The organism is Ruegeria sp. CDSC002 (genome assembly GCF_059610905.1).
In genome coordinates this window covers 134,436-151,478 of record NZ_JBXWOM010000006.1, presented here as the reverse complement: position 1 = coordinate 151,478, position 17,043 = coordinate 134,436, and the positions used below count along the sequence as shown (strand labels likewise).

The following is a 17,043-nucleotide window of genomic DNA, read 5'->3' as shown; positions in this document are numbered from 1 at the left end:
ATGAGACTGAAACTCGTACCCCAGAATACCTCGTTCGATTTCTTCAGCCGATGGAAAATCTGGCTGGGTATCTCGGCCTTGATGATGATCGTGGCGTTCACGTCCTTCATGCTTCAGGGGCTGAACTTCGGCATCGACTTCCGCGGTGGCACAACGATCCGGACGCAAAGCACCCAAGAGATTGATGTCGGAGTCTATCGTGACGCCCTTGCCCCGTTGGAATTAGGGGATGTGACAATCACAGAGATCTTCGATCCAAACTTTGGGCCGGATGAGAATGTTGCGATGATCCGCATCCAGGCGCAAGAAGACGCCGAGGCAGTTACATCGGACGTGATTACTCAGGTCGGCGAGGTGCTTGCCGCTGCTGATCCGGGCCTTAAATTGCCATTTGAAAGCGTTGAATCCGTCGGCCCCAAAGTGTCCGGTGAGCTGATCCAAACTGCCGTTATCGCGGTGGTATTGGCGATCGGGGCGGTTCTGGTCTACATCTGGCTGCGTTTCGAATGGCAATTCGCCTTGGGCGCGGTGGCCGCATTAGTCCACGACGTAATCCTCACCATCGGCATCTTCTCGGAGCTGCAAATCCGGTTTGACCTGGCCATCATTGCCGCGTTGCTGACCATCGTGGGGTATTCGCTGAACGACACCGTGGTCGTGTTCGACCGCGTCCGCGAGAACCTGCGGAAATACAAGAAAAAGGACCTGAAAGAGGTTCTGAACATCTCGATCAACGAAACGCTTAGCCGGACAGTGATGACCTCGGTCACCACGCTGCTGGCGCTGATCTCGCTTTACATACTGGGCGGGGACGTGATCCGCGGCTTTGTTTTCGCGATGATCTGGGGTGTGATCGTAGGGACGTATTCCTCGGTCTTTGTGGCCTCGACCATCCTGCTGTGGCTGGGCGTCAAGCGCGACTGGTCTAAGCCGTCCAACAACGCGGGCAACCAGTTCGCAAATGTGGATGCCTGATCTGCTCGGCCAGTCCCCCACGGGGCTGGCCGTTATCTTTTTTGCAGCGACGCTAGGCGGCATCGTACGCGGGTTTTCCGGCTTTGGCACCGCGCTGATTTTTCTTCCTCTGACCACACCGTTCCTCGGCCCGTTTGGGGCGCTGATCGGACTGACGATCATGGATATTTTCGGGCCACTCCCCAACCTGCGGCGGGCGTGGCGCGCCGTAGACCGCGGAGACCTGGCACGGTTGCTGCTTGGCTGCGCTTTGATCCTGCCTGTTGGCTTGTGGGTCCTCACGCAGGTCGAGCCCGAGGTGTTCCGATACGCGGTCAGCTTCCTGGCCTTGTTCATGCTCGCAATCCTGATCCTTGGATTACGCTACCAAGGCCGCGTGCGACGCGCGATGGTGACAGTCATCGGTGGCGCTGCGGGGTTTCTCGGCGGCGTCGCTGGGTTGCCTGGACCAGCGGTGATCCTGTTCTACATGTCCCGTCCGCTGCCGGTAGAAGTCATTCGGGCTACGATCCTGCTGTTCCTTTTCGGCTTCGACTTTCTTATTTTCGGCTCTCTGTCTGTCATGGGGCGTGTGACCTTCGACAGTGTTGTTCTGGGGCTGGCTCTGTCGGTCCCGAACCTTTTGGGCAATTGGCTGGGCGGCTGGCTGTTCAACCCCAAAAAGGAAAAGCTCTACCGCACCGCCGCCTACGTGGTTATCGCGCTGGCCGCCTTGTCGGGCCTGCCGCTTTGGGGCATAGAAGATATCCATGCGGTTGAATGAGATCACATATAACAACGCAACACCGGTCGATGGCTACGGGCCCGGCTTTTTCCGTATTGGTGGCCAGGTCCACGAAGGGGCGGTTCTGACCGGTCCATCGGGCACCACCGGTTGGGGCGGATACGACGATCAATCCTCTTTGCTTGCACTGGCTGGGCATTTGGATGTCCTGTTGATCGGAACGGGCGCTGATCTGGCCCACATCCCCTCTGACCTTCGAGCGGCGCTCGAGCAGGCCGGTATAGGCGTTGAGATCATGAACTCTCCTGCAGCCTGCCGTACCTACAATGTACTACTCTCCGAAGGTCGCCGCATCGCGCTGGCTTTGCTTCCCACCTGACGGGATCCGTTTCATCTGGCCAAAAATATCCCAGGAGCGCGAGGGGCTGGCCCCTCATTTTCATGCTTATCCGAAAGCGGCTCGGGCATTGCCCTGCGGCAAATCCCGCCTTTTGCCCCTATGCGCAATAAGATAAGCGGGACCGTATGACACTGACCGTAACCGATCTTGCCATCACCCGCGGGGGTATCCCCGTGCTCGAGGGGCTCAACTTCTCGCTTCAATCCGGGCAAGCACTGATCCTGCGTGGGCCAAACGGGATCGGCAAAACAACTTTGTTGCGTACACTTGCGGGGTTGCAGCCGGCGTTGAGCGGAACCATTGTCGGGGCCGAGGATCAAATTGCCTACGCCTCGCATTCCGACGGGTTGAAGCCAACGTTGACGGTTGTGGAAAACCTGACCTTCTGGGCCTCGGTCTTTGGGGCAGATGACATCCAACCGGCATTGGATGCCTTTGCTTTGAACGAGCTGTCGGACCGCCATGCGGGAAACCTGTCCGCCGGGCAGAAACGTCGCCTTGGACTGGCCCGGATGCTGGTCACCGGGCGGCCGATCTGGATGCTGGACGAACCGACGGTGTCACTGGACAAAAGCGCCGTCCAGATGTTCGCCGATACCGTTCGTGCCCATCTGGGGCAGGGCGGTTCCGCCCTGATCGCAACCCATATCGACCTTGGTCTGGACGGCGCGGTTCTGGATGTGGGTCCCAACAAAGCCAAACCAAAACCCATCGACGACTTTGACGGAGGCTTCCTGTGATCGCCCTGCTGCTGCGCGACCTGAAACTGGCCTTCCGCGCGGGCGGGGGGTTTGGCCTTGGTCTGGCGTTCTTTTTGATTGTGACCGTTCTGGTGCCGTTCTCAGTCGGCCCGCAATCTTCGCTGCTGTCGACCATTGCCCCGGGTGTGCTTTGGCTGGGCGCGCTTTTGGCCTGCCTGTTATCGCTTGATCGTCTGCTTGCGCTGGATTGGGAAGACGGGTCGCTTGACCTGTTGGCCACCGCGCCCTTGCCGCTTGAGGCGGTTGTGTCGATCAAGGCGCTGGCCCACTGGATAACAACGGGTTTGCCACTGGTTCTAGCCGCGCCGTTTCTGGGTGTGCTACTGAACTTGCCGGTGCCAGGCTTTTTCTGGCTGGTGATCTCACTTTTGGTCGGCACCCCGGCCATGAGTGTGATCGGGACCTTTGGCGCAGCTCTGACTGTCGGCCTGAAACGCGGGGGGCTATTGTTGTCATTGCTTGTCCTGCCGCTGTATGTTCCCACGCTGATCTTCGGGGCCGAAGTCGCACGCCGCGGCGCCACGGGGATGGAAACGCAGACACCGCTGTTGATGCTGGCAGGGATCACGGCGGCCACGATTGCTCTGTTGCCTTTTGCCAGTGCAGCCGTGCTGCGGATCAACCTTCGGTGACACGGTCGCAGTTTGACTGATGTCAATTGAGAACAAACACGAGTCGGACTAAATAGAGCCCATGTCTATCGCAGCCAAAGCCAATACCCTCTGGGAATACGCCAACCCGCGCAAATTCCTCGCGACCAGCGAGCGGGTCCTGCCGTTCTTCTGGATGACTTCTTTTGTGTGTCTGGTCGTCGGGCTGATCTGGGGCTTTTTCTTCACGCCGGATGACTACAAACAGGGCTCGACCGTCAAGATCATCTACCTGCATGTGCCTGCGGCGCTGATGGCGATCAATTGCTGGCTGATGATGCTGGCCACATCTTTGGTCTGGCTGGTGCGCCGCCACCATGTCAGTGCACTCGCTGCGCGAGCGGCAGCTCCCATCGGTATCGTGATGACCCTAATCGCGTTGGCAACCGGCGCGATCTGGGGGCAACCGATGTGGGGCACGTGGTGGGCCTGGGATCCGCGCCTAACCGCGTTCCTGATCCTGTTTCTGTTTTACCTTGGCTACGTAGCCCTGTGGGAAGCGATCGAGGATTCCGATACGGCCGCCGATCTGACCTCGGTCCTGTGTCTGGTGGGGTCGGTTTTTGCCTTGCTCAGCCGCTATGCGGTGAACTTCTGGAACCAAGGCCTGCATCAGGGGGCATCCGTGATGCGCGCCGCAGCCGTCACCGGCGCGGATACCGAAGAAAAAGTCAGCAACATTTATTTCTATCCGCTGCTGGTATGTATCATCGGATTTGTGCTGCTGTTCATTGCGTTGGTTCTGTATCGCACAGGAACGGAAATCCGGGCGCGACGGATTAAGGCGCTGCTGGCGCGAGAAAGGCTAAACGGATGATCCCTGATCTTGGAAAATATGCCGACGCGGTCCTGTGGTCCTATGCGGCCTCGCTGGGGTTGCTGATTGCACTGGTCGTTCTTAGCGTAATGCGCGGGCGCAAAGTCCGGGCGGAAATGGAAAAGCTCGAACACAGGATTTCACGCAATGGCTAAAATCTCACCCTTGATGATTGCGCCACCGTTGATCTTCGGCGCATTTGCCGTTCTGGCCGGAATTGGCATGTTCCGGGATGACCCCGATGCCTTGCCATCTGCACGCGAAGGGCAGCCCGCCCCACCTGTCGTTCTGACCGAGTTTCCGGGCAAAACGTTGTTCGACGATGACACCCTGCGTGATGGTGAGGTCAAGCTGGTCAATTATTGGGCCAGCTGGTGTGCCCCTTGCCGGGCCGAGCATCCCAACCTTGAGGCGCTGTCCGAAGAGGGCATCCCGGTCTATGGCATCAACTACAAGGATCAGTTGGCCAATGCCGAAGGTTTTCTGACCGAACTGGGTGACCCATATGAGGCCATCGGTCGGGATGAACAAGGGCGCATGGCGCTGGACTGGGGTCTTTACGGTGTTCCGGAAACTTATGTGATCGACGGAGAGGGTACGATCATTCTGCGCTTTGCCGGTCCGATTACGCAGCGCGTCATCGAAAGCAGGATACGCCCGGCATTGGAAAAAGCTGGCCAGTGATCTGATCCGTTGCCATGCGGAGCGTGCCTGCTGCACGCGCTCTATTTCTTATTTCTGCTAGTTGCGCTGGCACCCAAAAAAAAGCCCCGGCGCATTGGCCGGGGCTTTGTTGCTTTAATCTTCCTTGGCAAGGTTCCGCAGCACATATTGCAGCACGCCGCCGTTTTCGATGTATTCGATCTCGGGCGCGGTATCGATCCGGCATTTCAGCGTGATTGTTTTCTCGGTTCCGTCGCTGAAAATGATGGTGCAGGGCACTTCTTGCAGCGGCTCGACCGAATCCAAGCCATGGATCGAGACGGTTTCGTCGCCTGTCAGGCCCAGTGTCTTGCGGGTGTCGCCTCCGGTGAACTCGAACGGGATCACGCCCATGCCAACCAGGTTAGACCGGTGGATACGCTCAAAGCTTTCGGCGATCACGGCTTTGACGCCCAGCAGGGCAGTGCCCTTGGCAGCCCAGTCCCGGGATGAGCCGGCGCCGTATTGCTCGCCACCAAAGACGACCAGCGGCAGGCCTAGTTCCTGGTAGGCCATCGAAGCGTCGTAGATCGAAGCCTGCTCGCCGTCAGGACCTTTGGTATAGCCACCTTCGACACCGTCCAGCATCTCATTCTTGATGCGGATGTTGGCGAATGTGCCACGCATCATGACCTCGTGGTTGCCGCGGCGGGAACCGTAGGAGTTGAACTCGCGCGGCTGCACCTGACGTTCGATCAGGTATTGACCGGCAGGCGAGGTGCTTGCAAAAGACCCTGCGGGTGAGATGTGGTCGGTCGTGACCATGTCCCCAAGAACCGCCAACACCTTGGCCCCTTCGATATTTGAGATCGTGCCAGGCTCGGACCCCATTCCCTGAAAATAGGGAGGGTTCTGGATATAGGTCGAAGTCGGCGGCCAGTCATAGGTTTCCTGTTGCGGAACCTCGACGCTTTGCCATTTCTCATCGCCTTTGAAGACATCCGCATATTTCGACTGGAACGCTTCGCGGGTGACAGTTTCCTGCACCAGCTCGGCAATTTCGCTTTGGGTCGGCCAGATGTCCTTCATGAAGACGTCATTGCCGTCCTTGTCCCGCCCAATCGGCTCGGATGTCAGGTCGATATCCATGGTGCCAGCCAACGCATAGACTACAACCAGCGGCGGCGAGGCCAGATAATTTGCACGCACGTCCGGCGAAATCCGGCCTTCAAAGTTGCGGTTGCCCGAAAGAACGGACGTGGCGACCAGATCCCCTTCGGCAATCGCTTCGCTGATCTCCCTCTGAATCGGGCCAGAGTTGCCGATGCATGTGGTGCAGCCATAACCAACCAGGTTGAACCCGATGGCATCCAAATGTTGCTGCAGGCCAGCCGCCTCAAGGTATTCAGACACAACCTGCGAGCCGGGGGCCAGCGATGTTTTGACCCAAGGCTGACGGTTCAGGCCCAGCTCATGCGCCTTTTTTGCAACCAGACCGGCCCCGATCATCACGTAAGGGTTCGAGGTGTTGGTGCAGGATGTGATCGAGGCGATCACCACCTTTCCCGATTCCATGCCGTATTCTTCACCTTTGACTTCGATCTGCTTACCCATCGGGCGCTTAAAGGTTTCGGCCATTTCCTTGGTAAAGGCAGCCTTGGCGTCGGTCAGCGCAACATAGTCCTGCGGGCGTTTCGGGCCGGAGATAGCGGGAACGATCGTGCCCATGTCCAGCGTCAGAGTGTCGGTGTAGATCGGCGCGTAGTTCTCATCACGCCAAAGGCCGTTTTCCTTGGCATAAGCTTCGACCAGTGCCAGGCGATCTTCATCCCGACCGGTGTTACGCATATAGCGCAGGGTCTCACCATCAATCGGGAAGAAGCCGCAGGTCGCGCCATACTCGGGGGCCATGTTGGCAATCGTCGCGCGGTCAGCCAGCGGCAAACGGTCCAGACCGCTCCCGTAGAACTCGACGAATTTGCCCACCACGCCTTTCGCGCGCAGCATCTCGACGACTTTCAGAACAAGGTCAGTGCCAGTGGTGCCTTCGAGCATCGCGCCGGTCAGCTCAAAACCCACGACCTCGGGGATGAGCATCGAGATCGGCTGTCCCAGCATTGCGGCTTCGGCTTCGATCCCGCCGACGCCCCAGCCCAGCACGGCCATGCCATTGACCATGGTGGTGTGGCTGTCGGTGCCAACCAGCGTGTCGGGGTAGGCGACTTCGTCGCCGTTCTGGTCGGTGTCGGTCCAGACGGTCTGGGCCAGATATTCCAGGTTCACCTGATGGCAGATGCCGGTTCCGGGGGGGACAACACGGAAGTTGTTAAAGGCCGACTGCCCCCATTTGAGGAACTGGTAACGCTCCATGTTGCGTTCATATTCGCGATCCACGTTCATCTGGAACGCGCGCGGGTTGCCGAATTCATCAATCATGACCGAGTGGTCGATGACCAGATCAACCGGGTTCAGCGGGTTGATCTTCTGCGCATCGCCGCCCAGCCCTTTGATGCCATCGCGCATCGCGGCCAGGTCAACAACAGCCGGAACGCCGGTAAAGTCCTGCATCAACACGCGGGCAGGGCGATACGCAATCTCGCGCGGGTTCTTGCCGCCATTACGTGCCCATTCGCCAAAGGCTTTGATATCGTCGACCGCGACGGAAAAGCCGTCATCCTCAAACCGCAGCATGTTTTCCAGAACCACTTTCAGCGCGGCGGGAAGCTTGGAAAAATCACCCAGACCAGCTTCTTGCGCGGCAGGGATCGAGTAATATGAAATGGATTTGCCATTCACGCTAAGGTTGCGGCGTGTTTTGGCGGTATCTTGTCCGACTTTGATGGGCATCTGTGGCCTCCCTCTGAAATGACTTGGATTCCGGGATTCGCTAATAGTTATCTGCATCACCAAAGTCTTTGGTTCAAGGACCAAGGTGGTGAGCTTGTTGAGTTATGTATACCATTGCACACAAAATTTAAGGGTAACGATGGTCGCATGTCTCAAGAAACGTTGATTGGAGGTTGAACGGGCTTGCGTTTAAACCGGTCGGTACATCCAGCCAAAGGCCCGAGACCCGTAATGTTCAGATCCATTCGCGCAACAGCGCTAGTTTCCTTGTTTCTCTCTACAGCAGCCCTGGCAGAGGGCGATCCGGTTGTGGTTGAGTTGTTCACATCTCAAGGCTGTTCGTCCTGTCCGCCTGCCGACCGGATTATGCATGATTTAGCCGAACGCGACGATGTGATCGGCCTGGCACTGCATGTGGATTACTGGGACTACATCGGCTGGAAGGACGAATACGCCGATCCGGATCACACTCTGCGCCAGCGCACTTATGCGCGAGAAGGTGGGCGGTCGATGATCTATACGCCTCAGATGGTGGTGAATGGCCAGCAGGATGTGGTCGGGGCGCAATCGCGGGAACTGGATCGCCTGATCAATGCGCATCTCAAGGCCGCCCCGCAAGCATCCGTGACGGCCGTGCGCTCGGGCGAAGACGTATCGGTGGATGTGACGCCGATCGAACTGCCGGCCGGAGAAACCTATGACATCCGGGTCATTCAGTATTCACCGATGCGCCATGCCTCGATCCGACGCGGAGAGCTGGCTGGTCACGATCTGGACTATGCCAATGTTGTCGAGGCCTGGCATATGGCAGGTCAATGGGACGGCGTCGCGCCTCAGGCGTATTCGGTAACCGTCGACACAGAATTTCCGGCAGTTGTGCTGGTGCAAAGGGCAGGGCACGGCCCGATCGTGGCGGCCGCGCGGGTCAAATAATCAGGGCATGTCCTCGGGTTGCACGCCCAAACCGTTCCAGGCTTTCCAGCGCCGGTGGATCCAAAACCACTGACCCATATGCTGTCTGACCATGGCCTCAAGATCGTCATTGGTGAACTGGGTCATGGTCTTCGGATCTGTATGCGGCACCGGGTCGTGTAGCACGATTTCAAAATCCACGCCGTTTGGTTGCCGCACCGCATAGCATGGGATCAGGACGGCGTTGTATTTCATTGCCAGTTCTGCATTCAGGACTGAGGTCACGGCGGGCTTGCCAAAGAATGTCAGCTCTTCACCGCCATGGGCGTGCAGATCGGATACGATCGCGATGATCCCATTTTTTTTGAGCGAACGCACCATCTCGACCATTCCGCGACGGCCCTGTTCAAACATCGGCGAGCCGGTCTTATGGAACGCCTCGACATACATGTCGTTGAAATAAGGGTTCGCCATGCGGCGATAGAGGCAGCCAATCGGTTGACCGCTGCGTTCCTGCAGGGCGATGCGTGCCGCAAGATAGTGACCAAAATGCGCGGTGATCATCATGATCGGTCGCCCTTCGGCGACGGCAGTGTCAAATGCGGCAACACCCGAGCCGCTTACCTTTGCCGTGCGCTGACGTTCGGTGAACCCTTCCGGCGAAAAATGCTCCATAATCGCGCGACCGGCATTGTCCGGAACGGCGCTGCAAATTCTGTTGACCTCGGCCTCTGACAGGTCAGGGCGGGTCAATTTCAAGTTGCTGCGCACGCGTTTGGTAAAGCCGATCAACGGTGAAAGCCCACGTGCGATTGCGCCCATGGTGGCCAGACGTGTTTCATAGGGCAACAACCTCAAGGTCCCGATGACGCCCTTCATGAACAATCCAGTGATGTAGTATTTTCTAAGCTCTGTGCGGCTTAGTTCCGACTTTTCGACGGGCATGAATAGGTCTCACCGGCTGTTGCGATTTGCCGGGCAAGACATACAAGGCGGAAACCGCAACCACAAGCGTTGCAAAACAAAGCCATGTTTTGACTTGCCGGATCGGACTTGCCCGTCACTCTTCGCTATCCTCTTCGATCAACGCTATTGCGCCTTCGTCGACCAGTGTTCGAATTGAGCCGATGACAAGTGTCATCGCTTCTTCGGCTTCTGCCAGCTTCACCTTGCCGCGTTCGGTGATTTCCTCGCGCAGGTTATCCGCCATACGTGTCGACATGTTGGATAGCAGGAACTCGACCGCGGCTTTGTCATTCTCGGCCGTGGCGCCAGCCAAGGCGGTGACGAGATCAGCCTGATCCAATCCACGCAGAATCGCAGGCACGTCCCTGGGCAGGATGCGGGCCGGGATATGGGCGAAGGTGAATATTGATTGGCGCACCAAAGCTGCAAAGTCGGTGTCTTCTTCATCCAGGGCCGTCAAAAGCCCGTCGCGCGTCGCTGCGGCTGATTGGTTCAGAATCGCACCGACCCGCGCTCCGGGGCCATCCGAAAAGGCCGTGGCCGGGCGTCGATCAAGTTGCGCCGCCAGCGACCAGCCAATCCGTTCAACCGCCTCGGGTGTGATGTTGGCCGTTTTAGACACGGCATAGGTGATGCGCCGCGCGACCGGGCCGGGCAGGTGACCCAGAAGTTGCGCGGCATTCGCAGTTTCCAGCTTGGACAACATGACCGCTGCAATTTCAGTGCTTTCGGCCAGAGCGATGGTGGCCAAATCTTCTGTCGGGATTTCGCGCAGCCGTTGCCACGGATCGCCGATCTGGCGCACCCCGGCTTCCTTCCGCAACCTAGCCGCTGTTGTCGGCGTAATCTTGTCGCTGACTGCGTCCAGAGCACCGGCCAACCCATGTGGAAAAGACAGGCCGACACTGTCCAGCGCTTCGGCAAATTCATGTGCGACGGATGCCAGCGTGATGCGATCCACTAGGCCCATCTGACCCAGCTGGTGCGTCAGCTTTTCCTGCAAATCGTCGGGAAGTTCTTCCAGGGGGATATCTGCGCCCTCATTCAACAAAAGACGCACCACGACGGCGGCTTTTTGTCGGTTGCTCAACGCCTTGGGGACGACGCGGGGCGCGTCGTTCTGGGCGTCGGCTGCGGGTGTTGATGTCCCCGGTGCCAGTTGAACCAAAGAGTTTGTGTCCTGCATCTGCCTGTGGTGCCAAGTTTCTGTTCCACAGGCAGATTACGGAGAGTCGGGTAAAGAAAGGCTGAAGTTTAGTAGTTGTAAGTCAGCCCGGTGCGGATCGCCTCGCGCAGGGATGCCTCGGCCCAGGTGCCTTCACCGCCGCGCGCCTTGATCTCGCGCCACTGTGCGATGGCAAGATCGGTTTTGCCCTCGGTGACAAAGCCCTGACCCATGTAGCTGCGCGCCAGTATGTTGTCGGGATTCGCCTCAATGGCGTTCGAATAGAAGGCATTCGCCAGATCAAGCTCACCCATTTTGCGGTAGGTGAAACCCCAGTAGGTCAACACGCGATCATCATCCTGATCCATGATGCGCAGGATGTCTTGAGCATTTTCGAACTGTCCGTCATAGGCCAGTTCGCGCACGGCGTCATACAGCTCTTCTTCAGTAAAGTTGGTCTTGTCCGGCTTCACGCACCGTCCGGCGTCTTTGTCATAGACGCGACCGAAGAAACACTTCTTGGTCGTGTTGGTCGGTTTTGGCGGGCTGCTGTCACCGCCAGCGGCGATCGCGACCGGCGCGAATGCAAAGGCCTGAAGGGCGATGGCTGAAGCGAGTACTAGGCGCATTTTCCTACTCCGTTGTCTGGGCTACTTACAGAAAGCATAGTGCGTTTCTCTCAAAAGCTAACAACCGAAGGCTCGCGTTTATTCACGAATAAGGAATTTTTTTTCTCAGCTATTCACAATTTTGGCGCAGGTTTGGGCTTCTGAATCCCAATACGTGCCCGGCGCGCAGGACTGGGTTTGCTTGGAATGGCCACTACAAGCCAAGGCAACGGAGGCTGAGCAACTAAGGGCCAAAGCGCAAATTAAAGTGCGGATCATCGTGTTTCTCCTGTCCGGACATACACGGGCATCATAGCCTGTTTTGGCCTGTCTGGCAAAAGAGCAGGGCCCGGATCGCGTCACGCGAACCGGGCCCAGCGAAGCATTTGGTCAATCGCGGTTTACTCGCCGAATACACGGGCGAAGATCGTATCAACGTGTTTGGTGTGATAGCCGAGATCGAATTTCTCTTCGATTTCCTCCGGACTCAGCGCGGCGGTGACGTCCGCGTCTGCCAGCAGTTCTTCTTTGAAATCGGTGCGGTGTTCCCAGACTTTCAGCGCGTTGCGCTGAACCATGGCATAGGCATCTTCGCGGCTGACACCTGCTTGGGTCAGCGCCAGCAGAACCCGCTGGCTCATTACCAAGCCAGGGAACTTGTTCATGTTTTCGATCATGTTCTCGGGGAAGATCAACATCTTGTCGATCACGCCTGTCAGTCGCGCCAGTGCAAAATCCAACGTGATCGTGGCATCCGGCCCGATCATGCGTTCAACCGAGGAATGCGAGATATCGCGCTCGTGCCAGAGCGCCACGTTTTCCATCGCCGGGATCACTGCCGCGCGCACCATGCGGGCCAACCCGGTCAGGTTCTCGGTCAGCACCGGGTTTTTCTTGTGTGGCATGGCTGAGGAGCCTTTCTGACCCATCGAGAAGAACTCGGCCCCCTCCAGCACCTCGGTGCGCTGCATGTGGCGGATTTCGATGGCGACGTTCTCGATGCTGCTGGCAATAACCCCCAGCGTGGCAAAGAACGCTGCATGACGGTCGCGCGGGATGACCTGAGTGCTAATCGGCTCGGGCACCAGACCCAGCTGGTCGCAGACATGCTCTTCCACACGCGGGTCAACATTGGCGAAGGTGCCAACCGCGCCGCTGATCGCGCCAGTGGCGATTTCAGCGCGGGCGTCGCGCATGCGGGAAAGGTTGCGGTCCATCTCGGCGTAGAAACGCGCGAAGGTCAGGCCCATGGTGGTTGGCTCTGCGTGGATACCGTGGCTGCGGCCGATGCGGACCGTGTCCTTGTGTTCGATTGCGCGGCGTTTCAGGGCAGCCAGCAGACCTTCGAGATCTGCGATCAGCAGGTCGGCGGCGCGGGTCAGTTGCACGTTGAAACAAGTGTCGAGTACGTCCGAGCTGGTCATGCCCTGATGGACAAAACGCGCCTCTTCGCTGCCGACATGTTCGGACAAATGGGTCAGGAAGGCGATGACGTCGTGCTTGGTAACCGCTTCGATTTCGTCGATGCGAGCCACGTCGAATTCCACGTCTTTGGCTTTCCAGACAGCCTCGGCATTCTCGCGCGGGATCACACCCAGGTCCGCCATGGCGTCGCAGGCATGTGCCTCGATCTCGTACCAGATGCGAAACTTGGATTCGGGCGACCAGATGGCGACCATATCGGGGCGGGAATAGCGTGGAATCATTGGCAGCGGCACCTTATTGTGATTTGGCAGGAGGCGTTGCGGCGGGGTTTAAACCCGCGCAGACAAAGGAACAAGGCGCGAGTGCGAATATGAGACGGTTTGCCCTGATTTTGGCCCTTTGGCCCGGTTTTCTGGTGGCAGAGGAGTTCAGAACGCTGACGGGGGATGAAATACTGTCGGTATTGACCGAACAGAAGCTCGATTACGGGGAAGGTATCTGGCAGACCTTCGATGATACGATGCTGACGCAATACTTCTCGGGCGGGCCCAGCGCCGGGCGGTGGGCGGTGCGCGAGGATCGTTATTGCTCGGTCTGGCCGCCTTCGGATTTTTGGGCCTGCTATGAGGTCCAACAAAGCGGCAAAGTGATCCGGTTCGTGGATGATAACGGTGCCACGACCGACGGGACACTCGCCGAATGAGCCTGCCGCGCAGACTGTCGGATTTCGAAGGCCATTGGAGCCTGACCCGGACCATTCTGGATATGCAGGCGGGGCAGGTGGTGCAGGCCCATGGTCACACGGTCCTGAGCCCGACCGAGGACGGCTTGATATACGACGAAGAAGTCACGCTGCGTGTGCCGGGGCAAGCCGAGATGAAAGGCACGCGCAGGTACCTGTGGCACGCGGCGGGTGAGGCGATTGCCATACATTTTGACGACGGCCGCTATTTTCACCGGCTGGCCTTGGGCCAGGCACATGCGTCTGACCACCACGATTGCCCGCCCGACAGCTACGATGCTGTCTACGATTTTTCGGCCTGGCCAGTCTGGTCAGTGCGCTGGATCGTCTCGGGACCCAGAAAATCTTATGAAATGAGCACCGAATATCGGTTAAGATAGCGTAATCATGTTGCAGTCAAAGCTCTAAGCGGGCATTTCTGCAGTTGAAAATAGGTGGAGACATAAGAATGAATGCGAATGTACTGGCCAATGCGATTGGCCCGCGCGAAGGCACCGCGCTGCGCGTCAAGCAAGTTGTGCTGGTGGCACTAGGTATTCTTGCGCTGGCAATTGCTGCCAAGATCAAGGTTCCGATGTGGCCTGTCCCGATCACAATGGGCACCTTTGCCGTGCTGACTATCGGCACCGCCTATGGCACGCGTCTGGGTCTGGTCACCATGCTGGGTTACCTGCTGATCGGCGCGCTGGGCTTCGACGTGTTCGCGGGCTCTTCGGCCGAAAAATTCGGTCTGACCTACATGATGGGCGGCACCGGCGGCTATCTGGTTGGCTACCTTCTGGCAACCGTTCTGCTGGGCGCACTGGCCGCGCGCGGCTGGGACCGTTCGTTCGGCAAGATGGCGTTGGCTCTGGTTCTGGCAAATGTCGTGATCTATGTGCCCGGCCTGCTGTGGCTGGGTCAGCTTTTTGGGTGGGATCAGCCGATCCTGCAGTGGGGTCTGACACCCTTCTTGGTGGGCGACGCGATCAAGCTGGTGCTGGCTGCACTGCTGATCCCTGGCCTGTGGAAACTGGTGGGCGACGCTCGTTCGTAATTTCCAACCAATCCAAATCTGACGAAGCCGCGCCCGGAGATATCCCGGCGCGGTTTTTTTGTACCCGCAGATCGGAATGCTGGACAAAAGGGGCCACTGCAGGTCAATCTGCATTCAATGAAATCATCAGGTTATTGAGATATGCGTATTCAATTTTCTTCGGCGCTCGCCGTTTGCGCCTCGCTATGGTTGTGCGGTGCGCCTGCGTCAGCCGACACTCCGGTCACTTATACGGACAACGGGCGGGCGCTGTTCGGCTTTTCTGTACCCGACTTCTGGGCGCTGCGCACCGGTGGCCCGCGCGAAATTGAAGATACCGAGCTGGGCGATGCACGTGCTGTTGCCCGGGTCATGGGGATGCGGCCAGTCACGGACGATAATGTATGGATGGGCTTTGTGTCGCCTGCGGGTGTGGCCTCGATCGAGGGCGGTCTTCGGTATCTTGAGGATATCGACAGGTTTCTAGTCAAGGATCCAACAGTGTCCGAGACCACCACGACGCGCATTGGCGGGTTGCCCGCGCGTGTTATTCGCGGGACCGGCAGTCGCGAAGGGCGCGGTGTGAACTTTACTGTTTCCGTGATTGACTTGCCGAAGGGGCGCGTGACCATCGCAGTTGCGATCCTGCGTGATGGTGCTGATCCGGCTTATGTGGACGATCTGAATGCCGTGTTCGCGTCGTTCCGGTCCCTGCAGTGAGGAGGCGCACATGACACGCAAATTGATCAAACGCGCAACCCTTGCCCTTGGATTGGGTGCTGCCACGCTGACGCTTTCGGCCTGTGACGGCGTCACAGTCGGAGTGGGATACGGGTATGACCCCTTCTACGACTCGATGTTGTGGAACGACTACTATCACGACGTGGATGTAGATATAGACATCGACCGGCCGGATCGACCCCGGCCACCCGATGGTCGCCCACCTGCGCGTCCCGTTCCGCCAATCGCCAAGCCACCGAACAGACCACCGGTGTCGCGACCGCCGAACAGGCCACGGCCACCGGTTGCACGACCCCCGGCGGCACGGCCGCCTATTCACCGCCCCGCAGGCCGGCGCTGAACCGACAGGTCAGTCCAGTAATTCAGTTGTGATCTGGGCTGACCCTTCCAAGGTTCTGTGGACCGGGCATTTGTCCGCGATTTCCAGCAGTCGCGCGCGTTGCTCGGCCGTCAGCGGACCTTCAAGGCGGATCTTGCGGCGGAACTGATCGACTTTTCCTTCGTTGGCCAGCCCCGCGTCCTGCGCATGCACCTTGTTGTGGCACACATCGACTGAAACGGTTTTCAGCGGCCACCGCTTGCGCCGCGCGTACATGCGGATAGTCATCGATGTGCAAGCCCCCAGTCCAGATGACACGAACCCGTAGGGCGACATGCCACGGTCGGTGCCGCCGTATGAGGCGGGCTCGTCCGCGACGGCATGGTGCCGGGGACCGGATTGAATGTCTTGAAGGAACCCTTCCGGATCAGCTTCGGTCACTCGTACGACACCTTCGGGCGCACCCGGCGGCGGAGCCGGCGGGCAGAGCTTAACGTAGCGCGTTACCCATGCGGTGATCACGTCTGCGGCGTATTCCGCGTCGGATGCGCGGGTAATCAGGTGATCGGCATCGTCGAGAGTCACAAAGCTCTTGGGATGTTTGGCGGCCAGGAAGATTGTGCTGGCATTGTCGATGCTTACGGTCTCGTCCCGAGGCGCATGCAAGATCAGCAAAGCGGCCTTCAGGTCTGCGATGGCCGGTATCAGGGCCGCTTCGGAAATATCATCCACAAAGGCCTTGCCAATGCGGAAAGGACGTCCGCCCAACATCACGTCCGCCGATCCAGCCTGCGTGATCTCAGGCAGCGCATCTTCGAAGTGATGCGCCACATGGCCGGGATCTGCGGGTGCACCCAGAGTGACCACAGCTTTGACACTAGGAATCCCGGCACGGGCGCGCAACACAGCCGCACCACCCAGCGAATGGCCGATGAGCAATGCCGGAGCCATGTTACGGCCAGCCAGATAATGCGAGGCCGCGATCAGGTCTTCGACATTGGAGGTAAAGGTTGTGTTGGCAAACTCCCCGCCGGAATGACCCAGCCCGGTGAAATCAAATCGCAGAACGGCGATGCCCATCGCCGCCAGTCGGGCCGCAATCCTGCGCGCGGCAGGGATGTCTTTGGAACAGGTGAAACAATGCGCAAATAGCGCCGTGGCCAGGACCGGCCCGTCCGGCAAATCCAGGCGCGCGGCCAATTGGTTGCCGTCGTGACCGGCAAAGGTAATGCGTTCGGTGGGCATGACAGTTCCTTGTTCGTCGGGATGACCAATAGTGTGTGCTTCCTACTGGCCGCTCAACCCCATTGTAAGAAGCGTCACGGGAAGGTGAG

The 17,043-nt window shown here is 58.6% G+C and carries 20 protein-coding genes; 14 read left to right on the top strand and 6 right to left on the bottom strand.

Annotated features, from left to right (window positions below):
- From secF to AC2FJE_RS12790, 8 genes are all read left to right on the top strand, one after another.
- A complete protein-coding gene (gene secF / locus AC2FJE_RS12825) occupies nucleotides 1–975 on the top strand; it encodes a protein translocase subunit SecF (RefSeq protein WP_113789550.1) in 975 nt (324 codons plus the stop codon).
- On the top strand, nucleotides 968–1,738 hold the full coding sequence (locus tag AC2FJE_RS12820; RefSeq protein ID WP_496761004.1) for a TSUP family transporter: 771 nt from the start codon (nucleotides 968–970) through the stop codon (nucleotides 1,736–1,738). Before secF ends, AC2FJE_RS12820 begins: the two co-directional genes overlap by 8 nt.
- Nucleotides 1,725–2,078, top strand: a complete 354-nt coding sequence (locus tag AC2FJE_RS12815; protein ID WP_282169317.1) for an Mth938-like domain-containing protein — start codon at nucleotides 1,725–1,727, stop codon at nucleotides 2,076–2,078. Before AC2FJE_RS12820 ends, AC2FJE_RS12815 begins: the two co-directional genes overlap by 14 nt.
- A 146-nt stretch (nucleotides 2,079–2,224) precedes the next feature.
- A complete protein-coding gene (gene ccmA, locus AC2FJE_RS12810) occupies nucleotides 2,225–2,839 on the top strand; it encodes a heme ABC exporter ATP-binding protein CcmA (protein ID WP_496761003.1) in 615 nt (204 codons plus the stop codon).
- The gene (ccmB, locus tag AC2FJE_RS12805; RefSeq protein ID WP_058274038.1) at nucleotides 2,836–3,492 is read left to right on the top strand and encodes a heme exporter protein CcmB; all 657 of its coding nucleotides are present in this window, start codon (nucleotides 2,836–2,838) and stop codon (nucleotides 3,490–3,492) included. Before ccmA ends, ccmB begins: the two co-directional genes overlap by 4 nt.
- A gap of 61 nt (nucleotides 3,493–3,553) precedes the next feature.
- Entirely contained in the window at nucleotides 3,554–4,327 is a 774-nt protein-coding gene (locus AC2FJE_RS12800) for a heme ABC transporter permease (RefSeq protein WP_058274037.1), read from the top strand.
- Nucleotides 4,324–4,482 (top strand): heme exporter protein CcmD, encoded by a 159-nt coding sequence (gene ccmD / locus AC2FJE_RS12795; RefSeq protein ID WP_496754470.1) that lies wholly within the window; start codon nucleotides 4,324–4,326, stop codon nucleotides 4,480–4,482. Before AC2FJE_RS12800 ends, ccmD begins: the two co-directional genes overlap by 4 nt.
- Complete coding sequence (locus AC2FJE_RS12790; protein WP_109311432.1) at nucleotides 4,475–5,011, top strand: DsbE family thiol:disulfide interchange protein; 537 nt, start codon at nucleotides 4,475–4,477, stop codon at nucleotides 5,009–5,011. The genes ccmD and AC2FJE_RS12790 overlap by 8 nt, the downstream gene beginning before the upstream one ends.
- Before the next feature lie 114 nt (nucleotides 5,012–5,125).
- Here AC2FJE_RS12790 and acnA read toward each other — a convergent pair whose 3' ends face one another.
- Complete coding sequence (gene acnA, locus AC2FJE_RS12785; RefSeq protein WP_496754467.1) at nucleotides 5,126–7,816, bottom strand: aconitate hydratase AcnA; 2,691 nt, start codon at nucleotides 7,814–7,816, stop codon at nucleotides 5,126–5,128.
- 231 nt (nucleotides 7,817–8,047) lie between these two features.
- Between acnA and AC2FJE_RS12780 the strand changes: the two genes are divergently transcribed.
- On the top strand, nucleotides 8,048–8,749 hold the full coding sequence (locus AC2FJE_RS12780; RefSeq protein WP_496754465.1) for a DUF1223 domain-containing protein: 702 nt from the start codon (nucleotides 8,048–8,050) through the stop codon (nucleotides 8,747–8,749).
- Here AC2FJE_RS12780 and AC2FJE_RS12775 read toward each other — a convergent pair whose 3' ends face one another.
- The 4 genes from AC2FJE_RS12775 to purB all read right to left on the bottom strand — a co-directional run bounded on the left by AC2FJE_RS12775 (nucleotide 8,750) and on the right by purB (nucleotide 13,173).
- Entirely contained in the window at nucleotides 8,750–9,673 is a 924-nt protein-coding gene (locus AC2FJE_RS12775; RefSeq protein ID WP_282120430.1) for a lysophospholipid acyltransferase family protein, read from the bottom strand.
- Nucleotides 9,674–9,788: 115 nt separating this feature from the next.
- A complete protein-coding gene (locus AC2FJE_RS12770) occupies nucleotides 9,789–10,880 on the bottom strand; it encodes a flagellar motor switch protein FliG (RefSeq protein WP_496761002.1) in 1,092 nt (363 codons plus the stop codon).
- A 68-nt stretch (nucleotides 10,881–10,948) separates the two neighbouring features.
- Complete coding sequence (locus AC2FJE_RS12765; protein WP_058274031.1) at nucleotides 10,949–11,488, bottom strand: tetratricopeptide repeat protein; 540 nt, start codon at nucleotides 11,486–11,488, stop codon at nucleotides 10,949–10,951.
- 380 nt (nucleotides 11,489–11,868) lie between these two features.
- On the bottom strand, nucleotides 11,869–13,173 hold the full coding sequence (purB, locus tag AC2FJE_RS12760) for an adenylosuccinate lyase (RefSeq protein WP_058277485.1): 1,305 nt from the start codon (nucleotides 13,171–13,173) through the stop codon (nucleotides 11,869–11,871).
- Nucleotides 13,174–13,262: 89 nt separating this feature from the next.
- Here purB and AC2FJE_RS12755 point away from each other — a divergent pair, with 89 nt between their 5' ends.
- The 5 genes from AC2FJE_RS12755 to AC2FJE_RS12735 all read left to right on the top strand — a co-directional run bounded on the left by AC2FJE_RS12755 (nucleotide 13,263) and on the right by AC2FJE_RS12735 (nucleotide 15,730).
- A complete protein-coding gene (locus tag AC2FJE_RS12755; protein ID WP_496754462.1) occupies nucleotides 13,263–13,595 on the top strand; it encodes a hypothetical protein in 333 nt (110 codons plus the stop codon).
- Entirely contained in the window at nucleotides 13,592–14,014 is a 423-nt protein-coding gene (locus AC2FJE_RS12750; RefSeq protein WP_282151524.1) for a DUF6314 family protein, read from the top strand. Before AC2FJE_RS12755 ends, AC2FJE_RS12750 begins: the two co-directional genes overlap by 4 nt.
- Before the next feature lie 68 nt (nucleotides 14,015–14,082).
- A complete protein-coding gene (locus tag AC2FJE_RS12745; RefSeq protein WP_282120434.1) occupies nucleotides 14,083–14,670 on the top strand; it encodes a biotin transporter BioY in 588 nt (195 codons plus the stop codon).
- Nucleotides 14,671–14,811: 141 nt separating this feature from the next.
- Entirely contained in the window at nucleotides 14,812–15,369 is a 558-nt protein-coding gene (locus AC2FJE_RS12740) for a hypothetical protein (RefSeq protein WP_282169326.1), read from the top strand.
- Between the two features lie 10 nt (nucleotides 15,370–15,379).
- Complete coding sequence (locus AC2FJE_RS12735; RefSeq protein ID WP_082649311.1) at nucleotides 15,380–15,730, top strand: hypothetical protein; 351 nt, start codon at nucleotides 15,380–15,382, stop codon at nucleotides 15,728–15,730.
- 9 nt (nucleotides 15,731–15,739) lie between these two features.
- On the opposite strand, the gene AC2FJE_RS12730 is transcribed toward AC2FJE_RS12735, so the two are convergent.
- Entirely contained in the window at nucleotides 15,740–16,954 is a 1,215-nt protein-coding gene (locus AC2FJE_RS12730; protein WP_108860328.1) for a bifunctional alpha/beta hydrolase/OsmC family protein, read from the bottom strand.
- Nucleotides 16,955–17,043 lie beyond the last annotated feature (89 nt).